We start from the raw sequence: 23326 nt of genomic DNA, 5'->3' as shown, positions 1-23326 counted from the left end.
ACCAATCGGGATTAAGTTTCTATATACAGGAGTTGAAACAGCATGAGCATGAAATTAGTCATTCTCGGCTTGCTACTCGAAGGGGATAAACATCCATATGAAGTGCAGCACATCATGAAAGAAAGACAAATGGATTGTTATATTAAATATGCAAAAGGATCACTTTACTACGCCTTCGAGCAATTAGAAAAGCAAGGTGCAATTAGTATTACAACTATTGTTCGAGATACGAATAGACCAGATAAAACAATCTTTCATATAACAGAAGAAGGAAAACGGTTATTTCACACGTTACTATTAAAACAATTCGAAGCAAAAAATCAAATATATAAACCAATTTATTCAGCACTCTCTTTCGCTCATTTTGGTGATGATCAAGAGTTACTTCCTATTTTAGAAAAGAAGAAAAATGATACCGTTCAATATTTACATAAAATGCAAACTATTTATGATTGTAGCAAAGGAAAAATTCCACGTGCACAACTATATATTTTGCAAAGCGTTATTGAGCATATTACAGTTGAATTGCAATGGTTAAACACCCTCCTTACAGATGCAGTTGCAGGGCGACTTTCAGAAATTGATATCGGTGAAGGTTAAGCTTGTAAAAAAGAGACTGTAAAAAGACAATAAAGTTATTTAATTTTAAAACCTAAGATAAACATACCCCCGTTCTAATTTAGGACGGGGGTATCATATAGTTGTTTAATTTTCGATATAGGATAATTCACTGTACTCAAAAATATAACAATAAAATCGTTTGAAAATCTAAGATTTATTCAACAATAGTGTCCTATAATAGAATTTCGTTTCTTAAAATTCTATATAAAAAGGTTGTTGATTTTCATCCAAACTGTATTCAATTCTTTGTCTAAAATTCATAAAACTCACCATTTCTAACGCCTGTTCAATAGGATAAAACCCTACTTCCAAACTTTCTGGTGTAGTCGTTAATTTACCGCCAACTGGTCTAGCTAAAATAACGTATTACATATTGAATGGTTCACATTTTGAAATACTCCACAAAATTTTAAAACTTCAATATCAATACCCGTTTCCTCTTTAGTTTCCCTTATTGCAGCATCTTTCAAAGACTCTCCTTCTTCAACTTGTCCACCTGGCATTTCCCACCCTCTTTTAGGCCCCTTGATTAATAGGATTTCTTTTTGTTCATTCATTACAATTGTCGCTGCTGAAACTATATGTTTTGGCGGTGAATAAATATTTTGTGTACTTTGTTCCCATTGAAATTCCCCGTTTCTATAAACTTAGTATATGCATCTTTATATAGCTATTTTGTTCTTTTTTTGTGATAACTTACTATTTCAAAATGAACTATCCAATTCCCTTCCTTATTCCAGAATATGGACCGGTTCTTAAATAACATAACTAGCATCTTATCCCTGTACAAGTACACAATTCTTTATAAGTTTAATCCAATTCCCCCTTCTAGCTAGTCAGAAAAATAAGAATAATAAAAATAAAAAACTTTGGAATTTTCTTATTTTAAAACAGTAGACAAAATTCTAAAAATTGTGTTAGAATTTGTTTCAATATCATATCGCTTGTTAAATTCCTTTCAAAAGGAAAATGGGTACACGAACATTTTGTTTCGTGTTTAAAAGGGAAGCTTGGTGAAACTCCAACACGGTCCCGCCACTGTAAATGCTGAGATTTCTTTTCTATACCACTGTGAAAATGGGAAGGTGAAAGAAATTATATGAAGCATAAGTCAGGAGACCTGCCTGTTTTAGCAACACTGATAGATTCACGGATGATGATGAGGTGTTAAAACAAAAAGGAAGGCTTATTTTCTATGCCTTTGTACTTTTTGTTATAGGTATTTCCTAGTAAACGGAAATGCTTACTTTCAATTAGGGAGGAATTTGAAATGGCAATTCAAACAAGTAATTTAGGTTATCCACGTATCGGACTACAACGAGAGTGGAAAAAAACATTGGAAGCCTTTTGGTCCAATAAAATCGATGAAGAACAATTTTTAACAACAATGAAAGAAATTCGCCTTCAACACGTTAAAGCACAGCAAGAAAAAGGGATTGAACTCATTCCAATTGGCGATTTTACATATTATGATCACGTTTTGGATACTGCTTATATGCTAGGATTTATTCCATCACGTTTTTCTGAGTTTACATCTTACCTTGATGTATATTTCGCAATGGCGCGTGGCTCTAAAGATCACGTAGCTTCCGAAATGACAAAATGGTTTAATACAAACTATCATTATATCGTTCCTGAATATGAAGAGGGATTACAAATCTCTTTAAAAGATAATCGTCCACTTCGCTTATATGAAGAGGCAAAACAAGAATTAGGAGTAGATGGAAAGCCTGTTATTTTAGGACCATATACTTTCTTAAAATTAGCGAAAGGCTATACACAAGAGCAATTTGCTACGATTTTAAACCAATTAGTTGCACCTTACGTACAACTAATTTCAGAACTACATGCAGCTGGTGCACAAATCATTCAAGTTGATGAACCGATTTTCGCTTCTTTAACGAAAGAAGAAATTCAACATGCAAAAGAAATTTACGAAGCTATTCGTAAAGAAGTTCCAAATGCGACTCTTCTTTTACAAACATATTTTGATAGTGTAGAAGAAAACTATGAAGAAATCATTTCATTCCCTGTATCTGGTATTGGATTAGATTTCGTTCATGGTAAAGAAGGAAATCTAAATGCTATTTCAAAATATGGATTCCCAGCTGATAAAATTTTAGCTGTCGGTTGTATAGATGGCCGTAACATTTGGAGAGCTGACCTTGATGAAGTTCTTACGTTATTTACAACGCTACAAAAACAAGTCCAAACGAAAGATTTCATCGTTCAGCCTTCTTGTAGCTTATTGCATACACCAATCGATAAAACAGAAGAAACTCACTTATCGACTGAGCTATTTGATGCGCTAGCATTTGCAAATCAAAAATTAGAAGAGTTAGTTCTTATTCATTCTGCTCTAACTCAAGGTACAGAAAGCATTAGTAATGAGCTAGAAACATACCGAAACGTACATCATACAATTCGTTCATCTGCTGCACGTAACCGAGAAGATGTTAAAGCAGCACGAACAGCATTAAAAGAAGAAGATTTCTCACGTCCTCTTCCATTTGAAAAACGATATGAACTACAGCAAGTAGCTTTACAATTACCGTTGTTACCAACAACAACTATCGGTAGCTTCCCGCAAACATCCGAAGTTCGTCAAACTCGTAAACAGTGGCGTAACGGTGATATTACAAATGAACAATATAATCAGTTCATTGAAAAGGAAACTTCGAAGTGGATTCGTTACCAAGAAGATATTGGTCTTGATGTACTAGTGCATGGTGAATTCGAAAGAACTGACATGGTCGAATATTTTGGTGAGCGCCTTGCTGGTTTCTCCTTTACTAAAAACGGATGGGTACAATCATACGGTTCTCGTTGCGTAAAACCACCTGTTATTTATGGCGATGTTGCCTTTATAAATGGAATGACTATTAAAGAAACTGTATATGCACAAAGCTTAACAGAGAAAGTAGTAAAAGGTATGCTCACTGGACCTGTCACTATTCTAAATTGGTCATTCGTTCGAAATGATATTTCACGAAAAGAAGTTTCATATCAAATCGCACTAGCACTTCGTCATGAAATTGAATTACTTGAATCTTCCGGAATAAGAGTAATCCAAGTCGATGAGCCCGCACTTCGTGAAGGTATGCCGTTAAAAGAAAAGGATTGGGATGCATACATTACATGGGCAGTTCAATCATTCCTTTTAGCAACATCTTCTGTAGCAAACGAAACACAAATTCACACCCATATGTGTTACAGTAACTTCGAAGATATTGTAGAGGCGATTCGCGCATTAGATGCAGATGTGATTTCTATCGAAACATCAAGAAGTCACGGAGAATTTATTGATACATTAAAACATACAACATATGAAAAAGGAATTGGTCTAGGTGTATATGACATTCATAGTCCACGTGTCCCAAGTAAAGATGAGATGTTCGCAATCGTAGAGCAATCTTTACAAGTATGTGATCCTAAATATTTCTGGATTAATCCAGACTGCGGTTTAAAAACTAGAAGAACGGAAGAAGTTATTCCGGCTTTAGAACACATGGTGCAAGCAGCAAAAGATGCTCGTTCCCTTTTAAAAACAAACGCATAATAAAAATGGGTTATCCTCCAAAAGGATAACCCATTTTTTATACTTTACTTTCAAAAAAGAATTCATATTGTATTTTATATAATTCATCATCCGTTGGCTCTTCAAGAGGAATTGCCTGTAATACAACGGTATACTCACCATTTGGAATATGGATTTGAAATTTATTTGAAAGAATACTAGTTACAACGATACATTCATTTTCAACTGTAAAAGGAACCGTAACCGTTCTAATCACTTCTTCTTTCTCAATATGTTTTCCACAAGTCACTTTTACTTCACAAGTATAATCAGAGAGTGCTTCAAAAATAACAGTTCCATCCGCCTTAGCATAACCTCTTTCAAAATCTTCATCTGTCCAATCTACGTAAGGCTGCTCACCGTCATAGTTCATCAACATTAATTGTGAATAAGAAATTGTTAACTCCATAGTTCCCTTCTCCTTCATTATGAAATATGCAACTACTACTTCACTTCAAATTTCACACGCGTACCATCTGGATATTTGTCTAGCTTATTCCCTACCCAAGAACCTGCACCGCGGTTATCTGCTGGACTTATATATTCAATATGAGCTCCCTTTCCGCCTTCCTTACACATCGCCATCGGCCATTCATCGCGATCATAACCTTTCTTCGTCGGATATGGCGCTAACGATAATTTCCTTCTATCAGCTGCACCATTACGATCAATTGTACACATTTCTGAATGCCCTTCTTTTATAGCATCCGCTATATGTTTCCCGGTCTCTGGATATCGTTCTTTCGGGAACTCTAAAATTTGATCATACGTAGTTGTTTTTTTAGTACTTGTCTCCTCTGGCACAAGTACTTCATATACTGCTACCAAAAGAGAAAGAATTGCAATAATTGAAATGATAATACCTTTTAATTGCTTCATGTGTACCTCCGTGTTCCTACCAATTTCTTTTCCTCAGCTATTATAACAAACTTCTTCTATGTATGTTTTCAGACATTATTTTAGCTCTTCCTCTCCATTCCGCCAAAAACATTCATTTTTCCTCATCTTTTCACTAATGCTGTAGAAAACTAATAACCTTCCGACATTCTTTTTCAAAGGAAGTCTTCATAAAAGATTGAAATGATATATACGATACTTTTTGGGGAGGAAAATTCATGGAAGCTATTTATAAAACGAAAGATGTTACAAATAAAACAGGTATCCCAAAACATATAGTCCGAAAATATAGCCAACTCTTAGAGGAACACGGTTATATCATTTCAAAAACAGCTGATGCTCGTATTTATAAATTGGATGATTTAAAACTATTGAAATCTATACATGAAAGAGCTGCTACATTACAAGAAGATATTTCAGAAACAATACCTATTATTTTAAAAGAAAAAGAGTCCCCACCTGTACCTGTTATTCAAGATAAGCAAGAAATACAACCAAAAGAAAAAGAAGATGGACGTAACTTTGAGGAATTCATGTTAAAACTTGAAATGCTTGCTCAATTAAATGAAGCAATTATTCATCAAAACTCTACTCTCATTACACAAAATCGTTTAAAAGACGAGAAATTAGATGAACTTATGCAACAAGTTTATGTAAAGGAAGGATCTCAAGAAAAAATGTTACAAGATCTAGTTGATCATGCCGCTCAAACCGATGCACTCCAGAAAGAAAAGATGGACTTATTAATGAATCATATGTATAAGCGAGAATCTAAACAAGAAGAAAAAATGAATAAACTTGTCCATCAAATTTACAATAAAGACAGCAGCCGTGATACACAACTTATGCAAGTTATTCGCGAAATTCAAGAAACAAAAAGATTAGTCGCCGCCTCAAAAGAGCAAAGCTTCTTTCAATCATTTAGAAGTTTATTCATTCGAACAAAACAAGAAAAAACAAATGAATAAACTTCTGTATATTTTCTAATGCATAATAAAATAAAAAGTTACCTTCTACCGGTAACTTTTATTCCTTATATCGTGCAGCTGGCAATATAATAATAGCTTCAGTTCCTTTTCCACTTTCACTTTTATATTCCAATGTACCATTATGTGCTTGTAAAATACTAAATGTTACCATAAGACCTAATCCTGTTCCTTTTTCTTTTAAAGAATAATACGGTTGTCCAAGTCTTGCTAACTGTTCTTTTGTCATCCCAACGCCACTATCTTTAACTCTTATTATTATCATTTCATCTTTTTGAATAGCCGTGACTTTTAAATACCCTTTGTTTCCTTGAATTGCTTCAATACCATTTTTAACAACATTCATAATAGCTTGCTTCAATTTCGTTTTATCACCGATAGTATAAAGGCTCTCAGAAATCTCAACTTGCAAATAAACGCCCTGCATCGCCGCAAATGATGACATAAGCGTTGTCATTTCAATTAATTGTGCTGATAAACAAATATGTTCTTTTTTTTCAATTTGAGGCCTTGCTAAATTTAAATAATCTGAAATAATCTGTTCAGCACGATCCAGTTCAGCTAATACGAGACGCATATAATCTTTGTTTTTTACATCTTCCGTACTCTCTAGCAATTGAATAAACCCACGTACCACAGTGAGCGGATTTCGAACTTCATGCGCAACACTTGCAGCTAACTCACTTACAATATTAAGTTTTTCTGATTTTTGCATCTCAGTACGTAGTAATGCGTTTTCATTTAAATATTCCGTTAAATACACCTGAAATACCATAGTCATAACCATAATAAGCGAGGCAAATATAAACCCGCTATATATTTGCGAAATATACGGTGTAAAACCTGTTTCTAACAGCACATTAATCATGCCAAATACTAGAAAAACCAATACATAAAATGACGAAATCATAAATGCTAAAATTAGCTTCTTATCCCTTGAAAAAAGAGACCATTTCTTTGATAAGAACAATGGAACTATTAATAGAAATATTACTTCTACAACTGGAAGAAAGCTCATTCCTTTTAGTGCCCATTCATATGTAACAAAAATAACCGCTGGGATTAAACCGACAATCCCACCATATAAAAAACCACTGACAATTGGGATTGGGTGAAAGTTATACCCGCAAACATTGTCAAAACAAATAGAATAGGTCATGGAGAGCACGAGCGTAACGCTAGATAAAAACATAATAAAGTAACGATTCGGCTTCGGAGGCATTTCTTGATAGCGATTTAAACGAATCGCTTCATATAAAAATAGTGGCAAAATAATGATGGCAATTTGGATCAATAAATCACGGATAAGCTCCATAGCCTCTCATCCCCTATATGTATTTTGATATGATTATATCATTTTATTAGTGTATTTGTTTTAAAATTTTGATTTTTCTTAACATATTTATTAATTCTTTGTTAACAACCCATATTAATTGTTACAGATTTTCGAAATGATTGTAAACCCTGTACCAAATTCCCTTCATACAGTATACAATGAATACGGATTACAAAGAAAATATAAAAATACTTCACTAGACGGACAACTACAGTAAAATACAGCATATAATCCATACTATCTATGTTTACAAATAAGTGATCATTACTTTAGTAGGAGGAAGATAAATATGGCGGGTACTACGCTTGTTTTAAAAGAAGAAAATTTGGTTGTTCTAGAAAATGTTGAAAAATCAGTGTATGAGGAATTACAGCATAAAACAGGAGAAGCAGATTGCACATGTGCTGTGAACGAATCAGTTGTTCACCTTGGCAAAGTATCCTCTGTACTTTGGAATGAAGATGAAATAGATTGGGAATACGGATACTAAAAAGTCGCTTATAGCGGCTTTTTTTCTGTTCTCTCTTTCTAAATTTCATATACAAAGCGTAATCATAGAAAGTATGATAAAATGAACTTAATTTTCAAACGGAAGAAAGGGAGATACAATGGAACAATTCATTAATCCTAGAGTAAAGGACATCCAAATTTCTGGAATCCGCCAATTCTCTAATATGATTCAAAACTATGATAATCTTATCTCTTTAACAATTGGGCAACCCGATTTCCCTACACCTTCTCTCGTAAAAGAAGCGGCAAAACGGGCCATTACAGAAAATTATACAAGCTACACACATAACGCTGGTTTACTAGAATTACGAAAGGCCGCTTGTAACTTTGTAAAAGATAACTACGATTTACATTATTCAGCTGAAAACGAAACCATCGTTACAATCGGTGCTAGTGAAGCAATTGACGTTGCATTCCGAACTATTTTAGAACCAGGAACGGAAGTAATTTTACCTGCTCCTATTTACCCTGGTTACGAGCCGATTATTCGACTATGCGGTGCAACGCCAATTTTTGTAGATGTTCGTGAAACTGGATTTCGTTTAACAGCTGAAGCATTGCAACATGCAATTACAGAACGAACGAGATGCGTCGTTTTACCGTATCCTTCTAATCCAACTGGTGTTACCTTATCAAAAGAAGAATTAGAAGATATTGTATCTGTCTTAAAAGATAAAAATATTTTCGTTCTTTCTGATGAAATTTATAGTGAGCTTGTATATGAAGAAAAACACACATCTATCGCTCATTTCCCAGAAATGCGTGATAAGACGATTGTCATTAACGGCTTATCAAAATCACATTCTATGACCGGCTGGCGTATCGGACTTTTATTTGCTCCAGAATATTTAGCAAAACACATATTAAAAGTTCATCAATACAATGTTACATGTGCTACTTCAATCGCTCAATATGCTGCAATCGAAGCTTTAACAGCTGCTAAAGATGCTCCGAAGATGATGCGCTATCAATACAAAAAACGCCGTGATTACGTATATAATAGACTCATTCAAATGGGTTTAACGGTTGAGAAACCAACAGGTGCATTTTATTTATTCCCATATGTTGGACATTTAACATCTTCATCATTTGATTTTGCACTTGATCTTGTAAAAGAAGCCGGGCTAGCCGTTGTTCCTGGGACAGCATTTTCTGAATACGGTGAAGGCTACCTTCGCCTTTCCTATGCTTATAGCATCGAAACTTTAAAAGAAGGCTGTGACCGTTTAGAAGCCTTTCTAAAGCAAAAAGCTAAGAGTTAAACTCTTAGCTTTTTTTATGCATAGTGATCACAAGTTTGACGCTTCAGTAATTTATGCGGAATAATGATACACTTTGCAGTTAACTCAGCATTCTCTACTTTATCAACTAAAGCTTTTGCTGCTTCATATCCTAGCTGATATATATTTACATCAACTGTCGAAAGCGGAGGGCTCGCAATTTCTGATAATAAAGCATTATTAAAGCTTACAATAGAAACATCCTTCGGTACAACGAATCCTTTTTTAGAAAGTGAGCTTAGTACACCAAGTCCAATTAAATCATCCGTTGCCATAATTGCCGTCGGTGGTTGCTTCAGTCCCATTAACTCTTCAACGGCTTGTTGACCACTTTCTCTTGAAAAATCAAAATGTAAAATATACTCTTTTGGTAATACAATGTCTGCTAGTTTTAAAGCATCACTCATACCGGCTAAACGATCTCTCGTTACAAGTAAATCTGATCCACCACCAATGAACGCGATCTGTTTATGGCCTAGTGAAATTAAATATTCTGCCACTTCTCTTGCAGCTGTATAATTGTCATTATCTACATATGTAATTTCATCTTTTCGATCATATGGTTTTCCAATTAAAACAAACGGGAAGTTTTGGTCATGCAAGTATTGAATAATCCGATCGTTCTCTCTTGAATATAAAAGAATAATACCACCGATTTGACGACCTTGTACCATTTTTACAACACCATTAAAAATTTCATCTTCCGTTTCACCAGTCGACATGTAAAGCGCATACCCTTCCACATGTGCAAATGAACTAATTCCTCTTATAACTTCTGGGAAAAACGGATTTTGAAAAGCTTTACTTGCAGAACTCGGCATAACAAGGCCAAGTGTCTTCGTCGTTTGGTTTGCAAGGTTTCTTGCATTTAAATTTGGATGATACCCTAATTCACTCATTACTTTTCGAACACGGCGCTTTGTCTTTTCACTTATACTTGGATTATCAGCAATTACACGAGAAACAGTTGATGGTGCTACGTTCGCCTTCTTCGCCACATCTTTAATTGTAACTGTCATAAAAATCCCCTCCTTTCACTTCTCTGCCATTTTCATATATTTTATCCCGCTATTTGCTGGGCAGTAAGACCCCCACCTCAAAATTCAGCGAAAGCAAAGAAGTTAGGTGGGAGTCAGGCTGCCAGTAAAAGCCCGATTGGTGAGAGCTGATAATCAGTGAGGATGAACAACAACCCCACTGATTAAAGTTTCACTTTATCTTGCACTCTTTGCAAGTCATAGGAGAAGTCACAAACTTTCATTTATTTATTCATTTATTTATTCTATCTTGCAAAACTTATCATATTCTCCCTCTCCATGTATTGTAAGGGATATAGCTCTTTTTTCCTATACTATAATATACTATTTATTTCACTTCTTTTCATATGCGATGTCAAATCTCTTTTCATCTCTCTATAATTTTTTATAGAGAGATGAAAAGAAAAATGGGACATAATGTCCCATTTCTCATCCCTTCGTACCTCCAGCTGTTAAACCAGAAATAAAGTATTTTTGTAATGATAAGAATAAAATCGAAATCGGGATTGCAATTAATACTGAACCGGCTGCAAACGTTGTAAATTCATTACCAAATTTCTTCGCTACCATTTCATAGAGTCCAACTGCTAAAGTATAATTTTCCGGTGTGCGCAAAATAATACTCGCTAAAATGAAATCTGTAAATGGACCGATGAAAGTGAATAACGCTACAACTGCCACGATTGGCTTTGCAAGTGGCATAATGATTTGCCAAAAAATACGGAAATGTCCAGCTCCATCCATGCGAGCTGATTCATCCAACTCTTTCGGGATCGTATCAAAATACCCTTTCATAAGCCATGTATTCATAGGGATTGCTCCGCCTACATAAATTAAAATTAATGCAAGATGTGTATCGATTAATCCTGTTAACTGCGCTAATACATATAGTGCGATTAACGCCGCAAAGTTTGGAATCATTTGCAGAATTAAAAATGTTAATAAACCATTCTTTCTTCCAACAAAACGATATCTCGAAAATGCATAAGCAGTAAAACTAATTGCTAACACCGAGAAAATCATCGTTAAAACACTTACTTTTAATGTGTTTTTATACCAAAGTAAATAATTACTATTTTCCAGATCTAATAACTTACGATAATGATCTAACGTTGCATTTTGCGGAATAATACTTGATCCTGATAAACTATCACCCGGATTAAACGATGAGCCAATAATCCATAATAATGGATAAAAAATAATGGCACACATTACAAAGATAACTAAATAACTTAATGAGAGACGTAACATCTTTTGTCGTTTAATATTCATTTACATCATATCCTCTTCTTGGAATGATTTTGTTCTCTTAAATTGCCATAACGCAACTGTAATAACGATTAACGATAAAATCATTGTAAGAGCTGCTGCTTTTCCGTACTGCGCCGAAGTCATCGTTAACTTATAAATCCATGAAATTAAAATATCTGTTCCACCTGCATCTTGCCCCGCTACAGCAGGACCTCCGCCGTTAAATAGATAAATGATACTAAAGTTATTAAAGTTAAACGTATATTGCGTAATTAATATTGGTGCTGTTGCATATAAGACAAGTGGCAATGTAATTTTACGGAATTGTTGCCAAGCTGTAGCTCCATCTACTGTAGCTGCTTCATATAATTCTCCTGGAATCGATTGCAGTATACCTGTCGTCATTGCAAAGACGAATGGGAATCCAAGCCATGTTTGAATCATAATTAAAGCAATCTTCGCCCAAAATGGATCCGTCATCCAAGCGATCTTTTCAATACCGAATAAAGCTAATACTTGATTGTTAATTGCTCCAAATGTTTCGTTAAACATACCAGAGAAAACAAGAATAGATACGAATGCTGGGACCGCCCACGGTAAAATGAAGATTGTCCGAATAATTGCCTTCCCTTTAATACCAGGCTGGTTTACGATAATCGCTAAGAAAATACCAAGCGCAACTTGTAATGTCGTTGCAACGAATGTCCAAATGACAGTCCAAGAAAATACACTTAAAAACGTCTCTCTCCACATCGGTAATGTAAAGATATCAATAAAGTTTTTAAACCCTACCCAATCTACTAATTTAGCTGGAGGAGAATGATATAAATCATAGTTCGTAAATCCAATTAAAATTACGAAGATGATTGGAAATACAACTACAAAGATAAGTAATAGAAAACCTGGTGAAACCATTAAATATGGAAAACCTTGATCTAGTAAATTACGGTATTGCTCTTTTACAGAGTTTAACGGTGTTCCTATATCACGTTTCTTCCCGTTTTGGTATGCATCATATAAATTAAATGCATATATTCCGAGTCCAAACACGATGACGATGAGTGCCAAGATTCCTTCTACTAATAGAAAGACAGAATGGTCACGTGGAACTTCTGTACCAAGCGTTACAATTCCCCATAATCCCATATTTAATAAATCAGCAAATGCTACAATAAATGAACCTGTTAGTACTAGAAAAATAAGACCTTTTACAAATTGTTTATTATACATTTGGCCCATGCCTGGAATGATTGATAACATGGTTGCCATTTTCCTATGTTTTGAACCGTTTAAGCCGTTTGCTGGTTCCAATGTTTGCATGTTCCTTCCCCCTTTTTTCTGGGAGAGAATTCGTGCCTCTCATATTAGAGGCACGAATTTCACCTTATTTTTGCTTACTATGATTTGCCTCAATATTACCTTTAATTTGCTTCACTGCATTATCAAGTGCTGCTTTTGGTGCCTCTTTCTCCGTAACAACTAATTGAAGCGCATCGCCAGCTGGTTTCCATACTTCTTGCATTTCTGGAATGTTTGGCATTGGAATTCCATTTTCAGATTGCGTTGCAACTGCTTTTGCAGCTTCATTATCTTTAATAATTGGATCTTCCATTACTGATTTTACTGGAGGAATTTCTTTTGTTTTCTCAAATCGAATTTTTGCATTTTCTTCATTCGTTACCCATTCAGTGAACTTTGTAGCTAAATCATTTTGCTTAGAGAAACTTGTTACATGCCATCCTTTAACCCCAACAAATGTTTTCATTGGTTGACCATTTGGTAATTTCGGCATTGGAGCAACACCATAATCAATTCCGTTCTTTTCCATTGCTTGGAACGCCCATGGGCCGTTCATGATAGATGCTGCTTTTCCTTCGTTAAATAGTCCATCAGCAGCAGCTCCACCAGATTCACCGATAATACCTTTTGGGAATAACTTTTCTTTGTACCATTTTTGAAGGTATTCAGCACCTTGTACTGCTCCGCTATTATTTAATCCAACATCACTTGCATTTGGCTTTCCATCTTTTTCACCAAACACATAACCACCCATACCTGCCATGAATGCATTAGCAAAGTAGAAGTTATCTCCTAATGTTAAAAATCCGTACTTGCCATCCTTCGTAAATTCTTTTGAGAAGTTAAACAGCTCGTCCATCGTTTCTGGTGCTTTTGGCATTAATTTTTTATTGTAAATAAAGATTGGTGTCTCAATTGCTTTTGGTAAACCATATAATTTTCCGTTATATGTCTGTGCTTTTATTGATGAGTCAGTAAATTTACTCTTTACAGCATCATCAGCTTTCACTTCAGAAAGTAAACCTTCTGTTACTGCGTTTCCGATTTGATCATGTGGCAATGTTACGACATCTGGTCCAGTCCCCGCTGGTCCATCAAGGCGTAACTTCTTCACTTGATCTGTCATTTGCATTTCAACAACTTTAACTTTTACTTTATATTTTTCCTCAAAGCTTTTCACGGCTGGTTCTAAACCAACACCTTTTTTATCATCTTCCCAAACGAGAAGATCATAATCTTTCTTCTCTTTACTTGCTTCCTTTTTCCCTGAATCTTTCGGCCCACATGCAGATAACATACCGATTGACAATGCCGAAATTGTTAATAGTGATAATGCTTTCTTCATCCCAAAAAACCTCCCTAAATTGTCTATGTACCTTAGAAATTGAAAACGTTTGCATTAAATAGTTTAATAGAAGCGCAAACAATATCCTAATCTATGAAAACGTTTGCGCTATTTGTCTATCATTATACATTCTTTTATTCATTTTGCAAATATTAATTTTCAAAATAATCCCCTCATACTCTTTATCCATTGACTTTACATAAAATGAATACTACTCTTATAAGCAATATTAAAGTTATGTGAAAGGAAATCGTTTGCAACATAATCTTTATTATTTCGTTTTAGGTAACAATATGTATAGAGATATTAAAGGGGGATTTTCTATATGCTTAAAGAAGCGATCTATCATAGGCCAAAAGATAATTATGCATACGCTTACAATGAAAAAACAATTCACATCCGAATACACACAAAAAGAGATGATGTTCACAGTGCCGCCCTCATCTACGGTGATCCCTACGAATGGCAAGATGGAAAATGGATTACAGCGAGTACACCGATGAAAAAAAACGGATCTACTGAGTTATTTGATTATTGGTCGGTTTCAATCGAACCGAAATTTAAACGCTTACGATATGGATTCGAATTAAAAAACGACGTAGACACTCTTATTTATACAGAAAGAGGATTTTTTTCTAACATTCCAAATGACGATGTCGGTAACTTTTTCTGCTTTCCATTCATTCATGCAAAAGATGTTTTCAGGGCACCATCTTGGATTAAAGACACAGTATGGTATCAAATCTTCCCGGAACGATTCGCTAACGGGGACAGCTCATTAAATCCGATAAACACTCTTCCTTGGGGAAGTACCGAACCAACTCCAACTAATTTTTTCGGGGGGGATTTCGCTGGCATTCTTCAAAATCTTGATTACCTTGTGAAGCTTGGAATCTCTGGAATTTATTTCACTCCTATTTTTAAAGCCCATTCGAATCATAAATATGACACAATTGATTACATGGAAATCGATCCACAATTTGGGACGAAAGAAACTTTCAAAGAACTCGTTGAAGCATGTCATAAACGTGGTATAAAAGTAATGCTCGACGCTGTTTTTAATCACAGCGGATACTTCTTCGATAAATTTCAAGACGTGCTGAACCATGGTGAGAATTCCACCTATAAAGATTGGTTCCATATTCATGAATTTCCAATTATAACTGAGCCGCTTCCTAATTATGATACTTTCGCATTTACACCATACATGCCTAAATTAAATACTGCTCATCCAGATGTTAAAGAATATTTACTTGAAGTAGGTCGTTATTGGGTAAGAGAGTTCCATATAGACGGTTGGCGCCTTGATGTCGCAAATGAAGTCGATCACAGTTTTTGGAGAGAATTCCGTAGTGAAATAAAAGCATTAAATCCTGAAGTATATATTTTAGGAGAAATCTGGCATGATGCACTCCCATGGCTACAAGGGGATCAATTTGATGCTGTCATGAGCTATCCTGTGACAAACGCCCTACTTTCTTACTTCGCTAACGAGTCCATTCATGCGAATGAATTCATGAAACAAATTACGGATTCTCTACATTCCTACTCTATGAATGTAAATGAAGCGGCATTTCATTTATTAGACAGTCATGACACACCTAGAATTTTAGCAACATGTAATGGGGATACAAATAAGTTAAAGTTACTCTATGTATTTCACCTTTCTTTCATCGGTTCTCCTTGTATTTATTACGGTGATGAAATCGGTATGGATGGTGGTATGGATCCTGGTTGTCGTAAATGTATGATATGGGATGAAAAAGAACAAGACACTCTTTTATTTACACATATACAAACATTAATTTCATTACGAAAGCAATATAAAGCATTTGGTGGACATGGTACTTTCCAATTCATCGAAGCAAATGATGAACATAATTATATTTCCTATACGAAAACATATGAGGATGAAACTATCTTCTTCGTTTTAAATCCGACTAATAGTGAAATTACTGCTTCCCTCCCTCTCCATGTTACTGGAAAGAAAATCATTAATATTTATACAAACGAAGAATTTTCAGCGGAAGCAAGTGTATTACAAGTTACACTTCCACCATATGGATTCTCAATCTTAAAGTGGTAACAAAAAATCCTTATGCCAAGGTGTGGCATAAGGATTTTTCTTATTTTAATTTAAATACCATCGCTTCATATGGGCGTAATGTAATATTATCTATCGACCCGATTTCCACGTCGTAATTGTGTATTAATAACTCTGATTCACTATAGCTAATATCCTCAGGCAATTCAAATACACTTTCGTCCGCAGTAAAGTTTGCAACAACAAGAATTTTTTCGGCTCCATAAGTTCTTACATAAGCAAAAATAGAAGGATTGTTTTCTAGTATTAAATCATATGATCCATACACAATAATCTCATTATTTTTACGTAGTTCAATTAATTTTTTATAGTAGTAAAAAATAGAGTTTTCATCTTGGATTGCATGCTCTACATTAATCTCTTTGTAATTAGGGTTTACCGCAAGCCATGGTTCACCTGTTGTAAATCCAGCATGTTTCTTACCATCCCACTGCATTGGAGTTCTAGCGTTATCTCGGCCTTTTATATAAATAGATTCCATTACTTTTTCTTTATCTTCACCACGGTCTACCACTTTTTCATTGTACATATTTAACGTTTCAATATCTCGATATTCATCAATTGATTCAAATCGAACGTTCGTCATTCCGATTTCTTCTCCTTGATAAATATATGGTGTTCCCTTCATCATATGAAGCACCGTCGCTAACATTTTTGCTGATTCAATGCGGTACATTCCATCATTACCAAAACGGGATACAACACGAGGCTGATCATGGTTATTCCAATAAAGGCTATTCCATCCTGTATGCTCTAATGCTTTTTGCCACTTTGTTAAATTCTCTTTTAAAGTAAGAAGTGAACATGGTTTTACATCCCATTTCCCGCCTTCTCCTGAATCTAAATCCATATGTTCAAATTGGAATACCATTTGTAATTCTTTACGCTCTTCCCCTGTATACAATTTGGCTTCTTCCGTTGTTACACCTGGCATTTCCCCAACCGTCATAATGTCATAATGAGACAATACTTCTTCATTCATTTCATGCAAATATTTGTGAATGTTCGGACCGTTCATAAAATGTTTATGCCCTGAAACATATCCTTCTTCATCCGTTTCAACAGCTGGTAAGCCTTCTTCTTTAGAAATAAAATTAATAACATCCATACGGAATCCATCAATTCCTTTTTCTAACCAAAACTTCATCATGCCATAAACATCTTGTCTTACCTTTGCATTATCCCAGTTTAAATCTGGTTGTTTTTTAGAAAACAGATGTAGATAATATTCGTCGGTCATTTCATCATATTGCCATGCAGAGCCACTAAACGCTGCTCCCCAGTTATTCGGCTCTTTCCCTTCATTTCCAGGACGCCATATATAATAGTCTCTATATTTATTATCTTTGGATTTACGTGATTCAATAAACCAATTATGTTCATCTGAAGTATGATTAACAACTAAGTCCATCATAAGTTTCATATTACGTTTATGCATTTCATGTAATAGTTCATCCCAGTCTTCCATTGTTCCGAACTCGTTCATAATTTTACAATAATCACTTATATCATAACCGTTATCATCATTTGGAGATTCATAGACTGGTGATAACCAAATTACATCAATACCCAATTCTTTTAAGTAATCTAGCTTTGAAAGAATGCCACGAAGATCCCCTATGCCATCACCATTACTATCCATAAAACTACGAGGATAAATTTGATATACTACACTTTCTTTCCACCATTGCTTTTCCATTATGCTACCCCATTTCATCTATACTATAATTTTTTCTTCTTTTTAAGGCGCAAACGTTTTCATTAATGAATGATAACAGATTCTATCTTAATTTAAAATAGCGCTTACAATATTTATTCCTCTTTTTCTAAGAAAACAAGCGAAACTTACTATATTTTCTTGCGGAAATGAAAACGTTTTATTTTTTTCTAGTGTTTTTATTTCTTTTTTGAATCTATTCGTTTATAATGAACTCAAAGAAAACGTTTGCATAAATTTCTAGGGGGAAATATCATGGCAGAGCTTAAATTAGAAAATATTTATAAAATATATGATAATAACGTAACAGCCGTAACAGATTTTAACTTACACATTCAAGATAAAGAATTTATCGTATTCGTCGGTCCTTCTGGATGCGGAAAATCTACCACATTACGAATGGTAGCTGGCCTTGAAGATATTTCAAAGGGAGAATTTTCAATTGATGGTAAGCTAATGAACGATGTTCCTCCAAAAGATCGAGATATCGCAATGGTCTTCCAGAACTATGCTCTTTATCCGCATATGAGTGTGTATGATAATATGGCATTCGGATTAAAACTTCGAAAAATACCGAAAGATGAAATTGATCGTCGCGTGAACGACGCAGCAAAAATTTTAGGGCTTGAACAATATTTAACTAGAAAACCAAAAGCGTTATCAGGTGGACAACGACAACGTGTTGCATTAGGCAGAGCAATTGTTCGAGACGCAAAAGTTTTCTTAATGGATGAACCATTGTCAAACTTAGATGCAAAACTACGTGTTGCAATGAGATCCGAAATTTCTAAATTACATCACCGCCTTGGCACAACGACAATTTATGTAACACATGATCAAACTGAAGCAATGACAATGGCTTCACGTCTTGTTGTTATGAAAGATGGAAAGATCCAACAAATCGGAACTCCAAAAGAAGTATATGAAACACCTGAAAATATTTTCGTTGGTGGTTTTATCGGTTCACCCGCAATGAATTTCTTCCGCGGAAAATTAACTGAAACCAATTTCGTTATAGACAGTTCACTAAAGATTAAAGTATCTGAAGGAAAAATGAAGTTATTACGTGAACAAGGCTATGTAAATAAAGAAATTGTTTTAGGTATTCGTCCAGAAGATATTCATGATGAACTATTATTTTTAGAAGCTTCACAATCTACTACTTTCACAACAAAAATTGAAGTTGCAGAGTTGTTAGGGGCTGAATCTATTATATATATGAAACTTGGAAATCAAGATTTTGCAGCACGTGTTGATGCAAGACATACTTTTTCACCTGGAGATCAAATTAAACTTGCATTTGATTTAAATAAAGCGCATTTCTTTGACAGTCAAACAGAACAACGTATTCGCTAAAAAATTATCTTTTATATAACATACAAAAAAACCGTCCACATATATTGAGGGCGGTTTTCCATTATTATGCTAGGGCTTCTATTGTATGAAATGATTGTCCTCTCGTGCTAATAATACCAAAAACAGGTAAATCACTAAGCACCACTTCTTCTTGCTGTTTCATAAAAGATGACGTTAATTGTTTTATCTCTATCCAAACGTCATTAATACAAAGTACATTGGAATCGTTCTCTTGTTGGCGAGAAAAAATAGAATCTATTTTATATAGACCAGCATTTTGAAAAAGCATATCAACACGACTGTATGCCTCCATAGTAAAACTGATAACACGTTGCCAATCTCCTTGTTTTCCCATATCATAGGATACAAAAAGTGCCTCTCCGCCTAGATTCGTAATTTCTTCCACTGTTGCTTGTCCACTTTCTTGATCAATGTCCGTCACAATTACTTTTGCGCCTTGCTTAGCCAACAAAAGAGCTGTACTACGTCCAATACCGATGCCACCACCAGTTACAATGGCAACCTTTCCTGCAAGCTTCATTTTCATTACCCCTTCTATATGTCTTACCGTCATTCAGTATACTCCTTTATTAGATTAGTCCGCAAGCAGGAAAAGTTAACCTCACAACTTGTAAGCGATTACTTTTTTGTTTCTTTTTTCTTACTATTATATTGATCAAAGGTTAAACCGATAAAAATAAGAATCCCCCAAAATATTAAGCTACCTCCGGTCATTCCAAATCCCCCTTTGTTATATAACAATATTATTTATATTCATTATAACATTAACTTAATTTTCAATCTATTCAAACAGAAAATAGGATGTTTGAATTAGCCACCGCTTCTTTAAACATCCTTCAGTAAGATGGAGAATACTATATAGTAGATATCCAGCCCATATAAATTCCATTATATCAATTACATTTATCAAATTTCTAAAAAAAAATAAGACTTTTTATATGCAAACAATAAAAAGTCTTATTTCACTATTATAACGTATAATCTAAATATCCCTTATACCAGACTCATCACTTTCGTCTTTGCAATTAAATCATGGAAACCACAATTATCTTTGCGGAATAACATCATATATACGTTACATATTAATGGGATTCCAAGTAACAATATGTTTGGTAATAACAATACAAAAAATCGTATTATTAATGTTTGTAACGTTAGTTTTTCACTTGTTAATGAAATTACTTTTGTTCTTGTTACCTTTTTACCTACTGTAGAACCGTTCCAAATAAAGGGTAACAAAATAAAATATATAGCCATTAGCATGAAAGCTACCGTAAGGTCATATCTATAGTCACCAAAACTTATATTAAAACGATTGAAAATAGCACTATAGTTTCCGGTGATAACAGCTACTATCGCACCGTACATAACCGAGATTAAAAACATGTCAATAAGGGAAGCACCTATGCGATTCATTACAAGCGCTGGACGATGCATCTTTAACTTCATTCTATGTCGACTCCTTCATATCCTTCTTTACCCGTTTCATCGTACCACTTCTAAAAAACATTGTAAACTAGCGTTTCTCTTACTTTTCTTGTACAATGTGTTACAACAGCACTATAAAGGAGGTTCCCATATTGAAAAGATGGATAATCCTATTTGCCGCACTCTTATTAACAGGTTGTACAGGCAATACAAACCATTTAACCTATACAATTAACGACGAATATGAACTCATACATACTTCTGGAGATGCATTTGAACTTTTCCCCTCGCAAGATGCTGTATATGCTACACAATACATCCCTGCTAAAATCACAGAAATTGCTTGGGATGATAAATACATTATCGCAAAACAAATTGAGGAAAAATCAGATCCAAATAATCCCGATGCAGCAATTACAAATAAAAAAAGTGAACATTATTGGATTATCGATGTAAAGCATAATAAACGATTCGGTCCTTATAATGAAAAACAATTTAACGAACAAAAAGATGCATTTAAAATTACAGTACCTTTTCAAAGTGTAGATTCATATGTGAAAGAGCTAAAAAAACAGTCAGCATAAATTTTTATGCTGACTGTTTTCGTTTAAATACACACCTTACTTGGAAAGTGAGATATTGAAAGTTTGTGGCTCTTGAACAGTTTCATGAGTATCTCCTGCCGCTAAATCATCTGTTGTAAACTTAATATCCTTTACCTTCTCTTTTCCATCATCAAGTATTAAACCGATAATTCCGGCTCGTGTCTCACCAGGCTTATAATCTTCCCTTGATACACTCTTTGTCCCCACCAGTGTGTCTTCTTCATATAAAAAGTTTTGAGTCGCTACATTAAAATGTTGTTTATCATTAATAATAACATCATTCATAGAGAAGAATTGCATGTTCTTATTCCCACTATTTTCTACCTTATATGTAATTTCAACATACCGAATCGTGTCGCTAATTTCTGTTCCACTTAACGATGCATATAATTCAGCATCTTCTTGACTCACTTTATCTCCCAATCTACGCTTTACTTCTTCAGGAGTTAATGCCGTATACACTTTCAATGTATTTTTTGCATCTTTGCTCATTTGTGATAATGAGATAACTTTAACGTCTTGTACATGAATTTTCATTGGGGCTACTTCAAATGTTTGATTCACAGAATGAATCTGTTCTAATTCAAATGTCCCCCATCCTTTTTCTTTCACTTTTTGTCCTACTTTTTTAAGCTCACGCCCACCATACTCTTTTGTTTCTGGAATAGATTCTTTCTTTTTAGGTTCTGCCTTCTTTTCTTCTTGATGGAAGCAACCACTTAACATAAGAAGAAAACTACATAAAACAAAAATATTTTTCCATGCTTTCATCATTTAATTTCTCCTAACACTATCATTCATTAATATAAATTAGTCCCTTGCTTTGTAAACTATAGAAACAATGAGAAGTCCACAAAACGAACTTGTCAGTCCAGATACTATTATACCCCCTATTTGGAAAATATGAAAATAGGGATCTATGAACGCATGAACGATAAATATAATGGCTGCCAAACCAATAGATAAAGACCAGTACTTCCTTTTTTCCGAAGTTAAACTAGTATCTCTATCCATTCTTCTATATTTCCATAGTACATATATTAGTAATAGTAGACCGAAACATGTACTCCCATGCTGTAAAAACTTATAAATCGGAATACTATATACTTCTTGCTGTAACAGCGGCATTTTCATAACAAAATAGCCGGTCTTATGAGTAAACGCATCCCAAAAGACATGCGTCAGCATGCCAAACAATGCAGAATAGCAAAATACAAAAAAATCCTTCCAATTATAAAGCGCCCACTTCTCATCTACTACATATTTATAGTAACTAGCAAAAGGCTTAGGTAAATGTGTTATAAATGGTCCTTTTAAAATACAATGATATGCATACGCTAATAAAAAAACGAGTGGCAAATTCAAATATAAGAAACCAGCCCATGTATGGCCAATAATACCGTATGGCCTAAAATGTAAAAAATATTCAAAATCAGGTGCCATACTACCTAATATAAGAGCCGTTACTGAAATGTAACTTTTTTTCTTAACAAAAGGGAGAACAGCTGCTGGATGTGCAAATGTAAACGGCATGTTTAACTCCTTTTCATAATTTTAATAGAATACATACTATCATAACGACATGAATAATCTCCATGCAATATTTATTTTCACATTGGAATATGATAGTTTAAATGATATAATCCACATGCAATATTCAGAAAATAAGGAGGAGTTCGTGTGTCGTTAACACTTTTCTTTTTTCTTATTCTTTCTATTTTTTAATAAGTACGTACATAGGATTTTTTCAATGGAAGAACTTAAAAATTATAAAATATACGCCTACTCTAGTTGGCTTTATGAACGTTCTTTTCATTTTTATATTAAAGAGAATGACTTTCAGATGAGAAGGTCTCGGTTTTGGCGCACTTCAATATACGATATTAATAGCAAGCTGTCTTACACTTGTATTCGCTGCTTTTTTAGAAACAAAATCCCTTATGAATTGAGGTTTAT

The 23326-nt window shown here is 34.4% G+C and carries 21 protein-coding genes, 2 pseudogenes and 1 riboswitch; of the genes and pseudogenes, 9 read left to right on the top strand and 14 right to left on the bottom strand.

What is annotated here, in order from left to right; translation table 11 throughout:
- Nucleotides 1-42 precede the first annotated feature (42 nt).
- Complete coding sequence (locus JDS80_RS02630) at nucleotides 43-600, top strand: PadR family transcriptional regulator (RefSeq protein ID WP_199637021.1); 558 nt, start codon at nucleotides 43-45, stop codon at nucleotides 598-600.
- A gap of 213 nt (nucleotides 601-813) precedes the next feature.
- On the opposite strand, the pseudogene JDS80_RS02625 reads toward JDS80_RS02630, so the two are convergent.
- Nucleotides 814-1178: pseudogene (locus JDS80_RS02625) on the bottom strand (NUDIX hydrolase).
- A gap of 397 nt (nucleotides 1179-1575) precedes the next feature.
- Nucleotides 1576-1763: riboswitch (cobalamin riboswitch) on the top strand.
- A 128-nt stretch (nucleotides 1764-1891) separates the two neighbouring features.
- Here JDS80_RS02625 and metE point away from each other — a divergent pair.
- A complete protein-coding gene (metE, locus tag JDS80_RS02620; protein ID WP_199637019.1) occupies nucleotides 1892-4180 on the top strand; it encodes a 5-methyltetrahydropteroyltriglutamate--homocysteine S-methyltransferase in 2289 nt (762 codons plus the stop codon).
- A gap of 37 nt (nucleotides 4181-4217) precedes the next feature.
- On the opposite strand, the gene comJ is transcribed toward metE, so the two are convergent.
- Both comJ and nucA read right to left on the bottom strand, forming a co-directional pair.
- Nucleotides 4218-4607, bottom strand: a complete 390-nt coding sequence (comJ, locus tag JDS80_RS02615; RefSeq protein WP_071771541.1) for a competence protein ComJ — start codon at nucleotides 4605-4607, stop codon at nucleotides 4218-4220.
- Between the two features lie 35 nt (nucleotides 4608-4642).
- Nucleotides 4643-5077, bottom strand: coding sequence for a DNA-entry nuclease (nucA, locus tag JDS80_RS02610; protein ID WP_000811509.1), 435 nt, complete (start codon nucleotides 5075-5077; stop codon nucleotides 4643-4645).
- Between the two features lie 236 nt (nucleotides 5078-5313).
- On the opposite strand from nucA, the gene JDS80_RS02605 reads away from it, so the two are divergent.
- Nucleotides 5314-6063, top strand: coding sequence for a DUF3967 domain-containing protein (locus tag JDS80_RS02605; RefSeq protein ID WP_071771542.1), 750 nt, complete (start codon nucleotides 5314-5316; stop codon nucleotides 6061-6063).
- Nucleotides 6064-6121: 58 nt separating this feature from the next.
- On the opposite strand, the gene JDS80_RS02600 is transcribed toward JDS80_RS02605, so the two are convergent.
- Nucleotides 6122-7396 (bottom strand): sensor histidine kinase, encoded by a 1275-nt coding sequence (locus JDS80_RS02600; protein ID WP_071771543.1) that lies wholly within the window; start codon nucleotides 7394-7396, stop codon nucleotides 6122-6124.
- Nucleotides 7397-7706: 310 nt separating this feature from the next.
- Here JDS80_RS02600 and JDS80_RS02595 point away from each other — a divergent pair, with 310 nt between their 5' ends.
- Both JDS80_RS02595 and JDS80_RS02590 read left to right on the top strand, forming a co-directional pair.
- Nucleotides 7707-7907, top strand: a complete 201-nt coding sequence (locus JDS80_RS02595; RefSeq protein WP_000929282.1) for a hypothetical protein — start codon at nucleotides 7707-7709, stop codon at nucleotides 7905-7907.
- A gap of 118 nt (nucleotides 7908-8025) precedes the next feature.
- Complete coding sequence (locus tag JDS80_RS02590; protein WP_071746905.1) at nucleotides 8026-9189, top strand: aminotransferase A; 1164 nt, start codon at nucleotides 8026-8028, stop codon at nucleotides 9187-9189.
- A gap of 14 nt (nucleotides 9190-9203) precedes the next feature.
- Here the strand turns inward: JDS80_RS02590 and malR are convergent, their stop codons facing one another.
- The 4 genes from malR to JDS80_RS02570 form a co-directional block, all read right to left on the bottom strand.
- Nucleotides 9204-10226, bottom strand: a complete 1023-nt coding sequence (gene malR / locus JDS80_RS02585; RefSeq protein ID WP_199637017.1) for a maltose operon transcriptional repressor MalR — start codon at nucleotides 10224-10226, stop codon at nucleotides 9204-9206.
- 447 nt (nucleotides 10227-10673) lie between these two features.
- Complete coding sequence (gene malD, locus JDS80_RS02580; RefSeq protein ID WP_001022608.1) at nucleotides 10674-11516, bottom strand: maltosaccharide ABC transporter permease MalD; 843 nt, start codon at nucleotides 11514-11516, stop codon at nucleotides 10674-10676.
- Entirely contained in the window at nucleotides 11517-12815 is a 1299-nt protein-coding gene (gene malC / locus JDS80_RS02575) for a maltosaccharide ABC transporter permease MalC (protein WP_071721312.1), read from the bottom strand. It abuts the gene before it with no gap.
- A gap of 64 nt (nucleotides 12816-12879) precedes the next feature.
- Entirely contained in the window at nucleotides 12880-14139 is a 1260-nt protein-coding gene (locus JDS80_RS02570) for an extracellular solute-binding protein (protein ID WP_199637015.1), read from the bottom strand.
- A gap of 325 nt (nucleotides 14140-14464) precedes the next feature.
- On the opposite strand from JDS80_RS02570, the gene JDS80_RS02565 reads away from it, so the two are divergent.
- Nucleotides 14465-16225: an alpha-glycosidase gene (locus tag JDS80_RS02565; protein ID WP_199637013.1), complete on the top strand. Its 1761-nt coding sequence runs from the start codon at nucleotides 14465-14467 to the stop codon at nucleotides 16223-16225.
- 40 nt (nucleotides 16226-16265) lie between these two features.
- Here the strand turns inward: JDS80_RS02565 and malL are convergent, their stop codons facing one another.
- The gene (malL, locus tag JDS80_RS02560; protein ID WP_199637011.1) at nucleotides 16266-17942 is read right to left on the bottom strand and encodes an oligo-1,6-glucosidase; all 1677 of its coding nucleotides are present in this window, start codon (nucleotides 17940-17942) and stop codon (nucleotides 16266-16268) included.
- Nucleotides 17943-18215: 273 nt separating this feature from the next.
- Between malL and JDS80_RS02555 the strand changes: the two genes are divergently transcribed.
- On the top strand, nucleotides 18216-19316 hold the full coding sequence (locus JDS80_RS02555; RefSeq protein WP_199637009.1) for an ABC transporter ATP-binding protein: 1101 nt from the start codon (nucleotides 18216-18218) through the stop codon (nucleotides 19314-19316).
- 64 nt (nucleotides 19317-19380) lie between these two features.
- On the opposite strand, the gene JDS80_RS02550 is transcribed toward JDS80_RS02555, so the two are convergent.
- From JDS80_RS02550 to JDS80_RS02540, 3 genes are all read right to left on the bottom strand, one after another.
- On the bottom strand, nucleotides 19381-19890 hold the full coding sequence (locus JDS80_RS02550; protein WP_071746911.1) for an SDR family NAD(P)-dependent oxidoreductase: 510 nt from the start codon (nucleotides 19888-19890) through the stop codon (nucleotides 19381-19383).
- Between the two features lie 65 nt (nucleotides 19891-19955).
- Entirely contained in the window at nucleotides 19956-20051 is a 96-nt protein-coding gene (locus tag JDS80_RS02545; protein WP_000145641.1) for a hypothetical protein, read from the bottom strand.
- A 279-nt stretch (nucleotides 20052-20330) separates the two neighbouring features.
- Nucleotides 20331-20786, bottom strand: a complete 456-nt coding sequence (locus tag JDS80_RS02540) for an RDD family protein (protein WP_000769075.1) — start codon at nucleotides 20784-20786, stop codon at nucleotides 20331-20333.
- Between the two features lie 131 nt (nucleotides 20787-20917).
- Between JDS80_RS02540 and JDS80_RS02535 the strand changes: the two genes are divergently transcribed.
- Entirely contained in the window at nucleotides 20918-21349 is a 432-nt protein-coding gene (locus tag JDS80_RS02535) for a DUF3997 domain-containing protein (RefSeq protein ID WP_071746913.1), read from the top strand.
- Nucleotides 21350-21385: 36 nt separating this feature from the next.
- Here JDS80_RS02535 and JDS80_RS02530 read toward each other — a convergent pair whose 3' ends face one another.
- Together JDS80_RS02530 and JDS80_RS02525 are read right to left on the bottom strand one after the other, a co-directional pair.
- Entirely contained in the window at nucleotides 21386-22144 is a 759-nt protein-coding gene (locus JDS80_RS02530) for a hypothetical protein (protein ID WP_071771550.1), read from the bottom strand.
- Nucleotides 22145-22180: 36 nt separating this feature from the next.
- Nucleotides 22181-22903 (bottom strand): DUF4184 family protein, encoded by a 723-nt coding sequence (locus JDS80_RS02525; RefSeq protein WP_199637007.1) that lies wholly within the window; start codon nucleotides 22901-22903, stop codon nucleotides 22181-22183.
- A gap of 147 nt (nucleotides 22904-23050) precedes the next feature.
- Between JDS80_RS02525 and JDS80_RS32055 the strand changes: the two are divergent.
- Nucleotides 23051-23319: pseudogene (locus tag JDS80_RS32055) on the top strand (hypothetical protein).
- The last annotated feature ends 7 nt before the right edge of the window (nucleotides 23320-23326 follow it).

It is taken from the genome of Bacillus cereus group sp. N8 (assembly GCF_016483685.1).
Classification (GTDB): Bacteria; Bacillota; Bacilli; order Bacillales; family Bacillaceae_G; genus Bacillus_A; species Bacillus_A proteolyticus.
This window is presented reverse-complemented; position numbering and strand designations above follow the sequence as displayed.

Excerpts from the sequence above, each read along its gene's own strand:
- JDS80_RS02630 (WP_199637021.1), top strand. The coding sequence starts at position 43 with ATGAGCATGAAATTAGTCATTCTCGGCTTGCTACTCGAAGGGGATAAA.
- metE (WP_199637019.1), top strand. The coding sequence starts at position 1,892 with ATGGCAATTCAAACAAGTAATTTAGGTTATCCACGTATCGGACTACAA.
- comJ (WP_071771541.1), bottom strand. The coding sequence starts at position 4,607 with ATGGAGTTAACAATTTCTTATTCACAATTAATGTTGATGAACTATGAC.
- nucA (WP_000811509.1), bottom strand. The coding sequence starts at position 5,077 with ATGAAGCAATTAAAAGGTATTATCATTTCAATTATTGCAATTCTTTCT.
- JDS80_RS02605 (WP_071771542.1), top strand. The coding sequence starts at position 5,314 with ATGGAAGCTATTTATAAAACGAAAGATGTTACAAATAAAACAGGTATC.
- JDS80_RS02600 (WP_071771543.1), bottom strand. The coding sequence starts at position 7,396 with ATGGAGCTTATCCGTGATTTATTGATCCAAATTGCCATCATTATTTTG.
- JDS80_RS02595 (WP_000929282.1), top strand. The coding sequence starts at position 7,707 with ATGGCGGGTACTACGCTTGTTTTAAAAGAAGAAAATTTGGTTGTTCTA.
- JDS80_RS02590 (WP_071746905.1), top strand. The coding sequence starts at position 8,026 with ATGGAACAATTCATTAATCCTAGAGTAAAGGACATCCAAATTTCTGGA.
- malR (WP_199637017.1), bottom strand. The coding sequence starts at position 10,226 with ATGACAGTTACAATTAAAGATGTGGCGAAGAAGGCGAACGTAGCACCA.
- malD (WP_001022608.1), bottom strand. The coding sequence starts at position 11,516 with ATGAATATTAAACGACAAAAGATGTTACGTCTCTCATTAAGTTATTTA.
- malC (WP_071721312.1), bottom strand. The coding sequence starts at position 12,815 with ATGCAAACATTGGAACCAGCAAACGGCTTAAACGGTTCAAAACATAGG.
- JDS80_RS02570 (WP_199637015.1), bottom strand. The coding sequence starts at position 14,139 with ATGAAGAAAGCATTATCACTATTAACAATTTCGGCATTGTCAATCGGT.
- JDS80_RS02565 (WP_199637013.1), top strand. The coding sequence starts at position 14,465 with ATGCTTAAAGAAGCGATCTATCATAGGCCAAAAGATAATTATGCATAC.
- malL (WP_199637011.1), bottom strand. The coding sequence starts at position 17,942 with ATGGAAAAGCAATGGTGGAAAGAAAGTGTAGTATATCAAATTTATCCT.
- JDS80_RS02555 (WP_199637009.1), top strand. The coding sequence starts at position 18,216 with ATGGCAGAGCTTAAATTAGAAAATATTTATAAAATATATGATAATAAC.
- JDS80_RS02550 (WP_071746911.1), bottom strand. The coding sequence starts at position 19,890 with ATGACGGTAAGACATATAGAAGGGGTAATGAAAATGAAGCTTGCAGGA.
- JDS80_RS02545 (WP_000145641.1), bottom strand. The coding sequence starts at position 20,051 with ATGACCGGAGGTAGCTTAATATTTTGGGGGATTCTTATTTTTATCGGT.
- JDS80_RS02540 (WP_000769075.1), bottom strand. The coding sequence starts at position 20,786 with ATGAAGTTAAAGATGCATCGTCCAGCGCTTGTAATGAATCGCATAGGT.
- JDS80_RS02530 (WP_071771550.1), bottom strand. The coding sequence starts at position 22,144 with ATGATGAAAGCATGGAAAAATATTTTTGTTTTATGTAGTTTTCTTCTT.
- JDS80_RS02525 (WP_199637007.1), bottom strand. The coding sequence starts at position 22,903 with ATGCCGTTTACATTTGCACATCCAGCAGCTGTTCTCCCTTTTGTTAAG.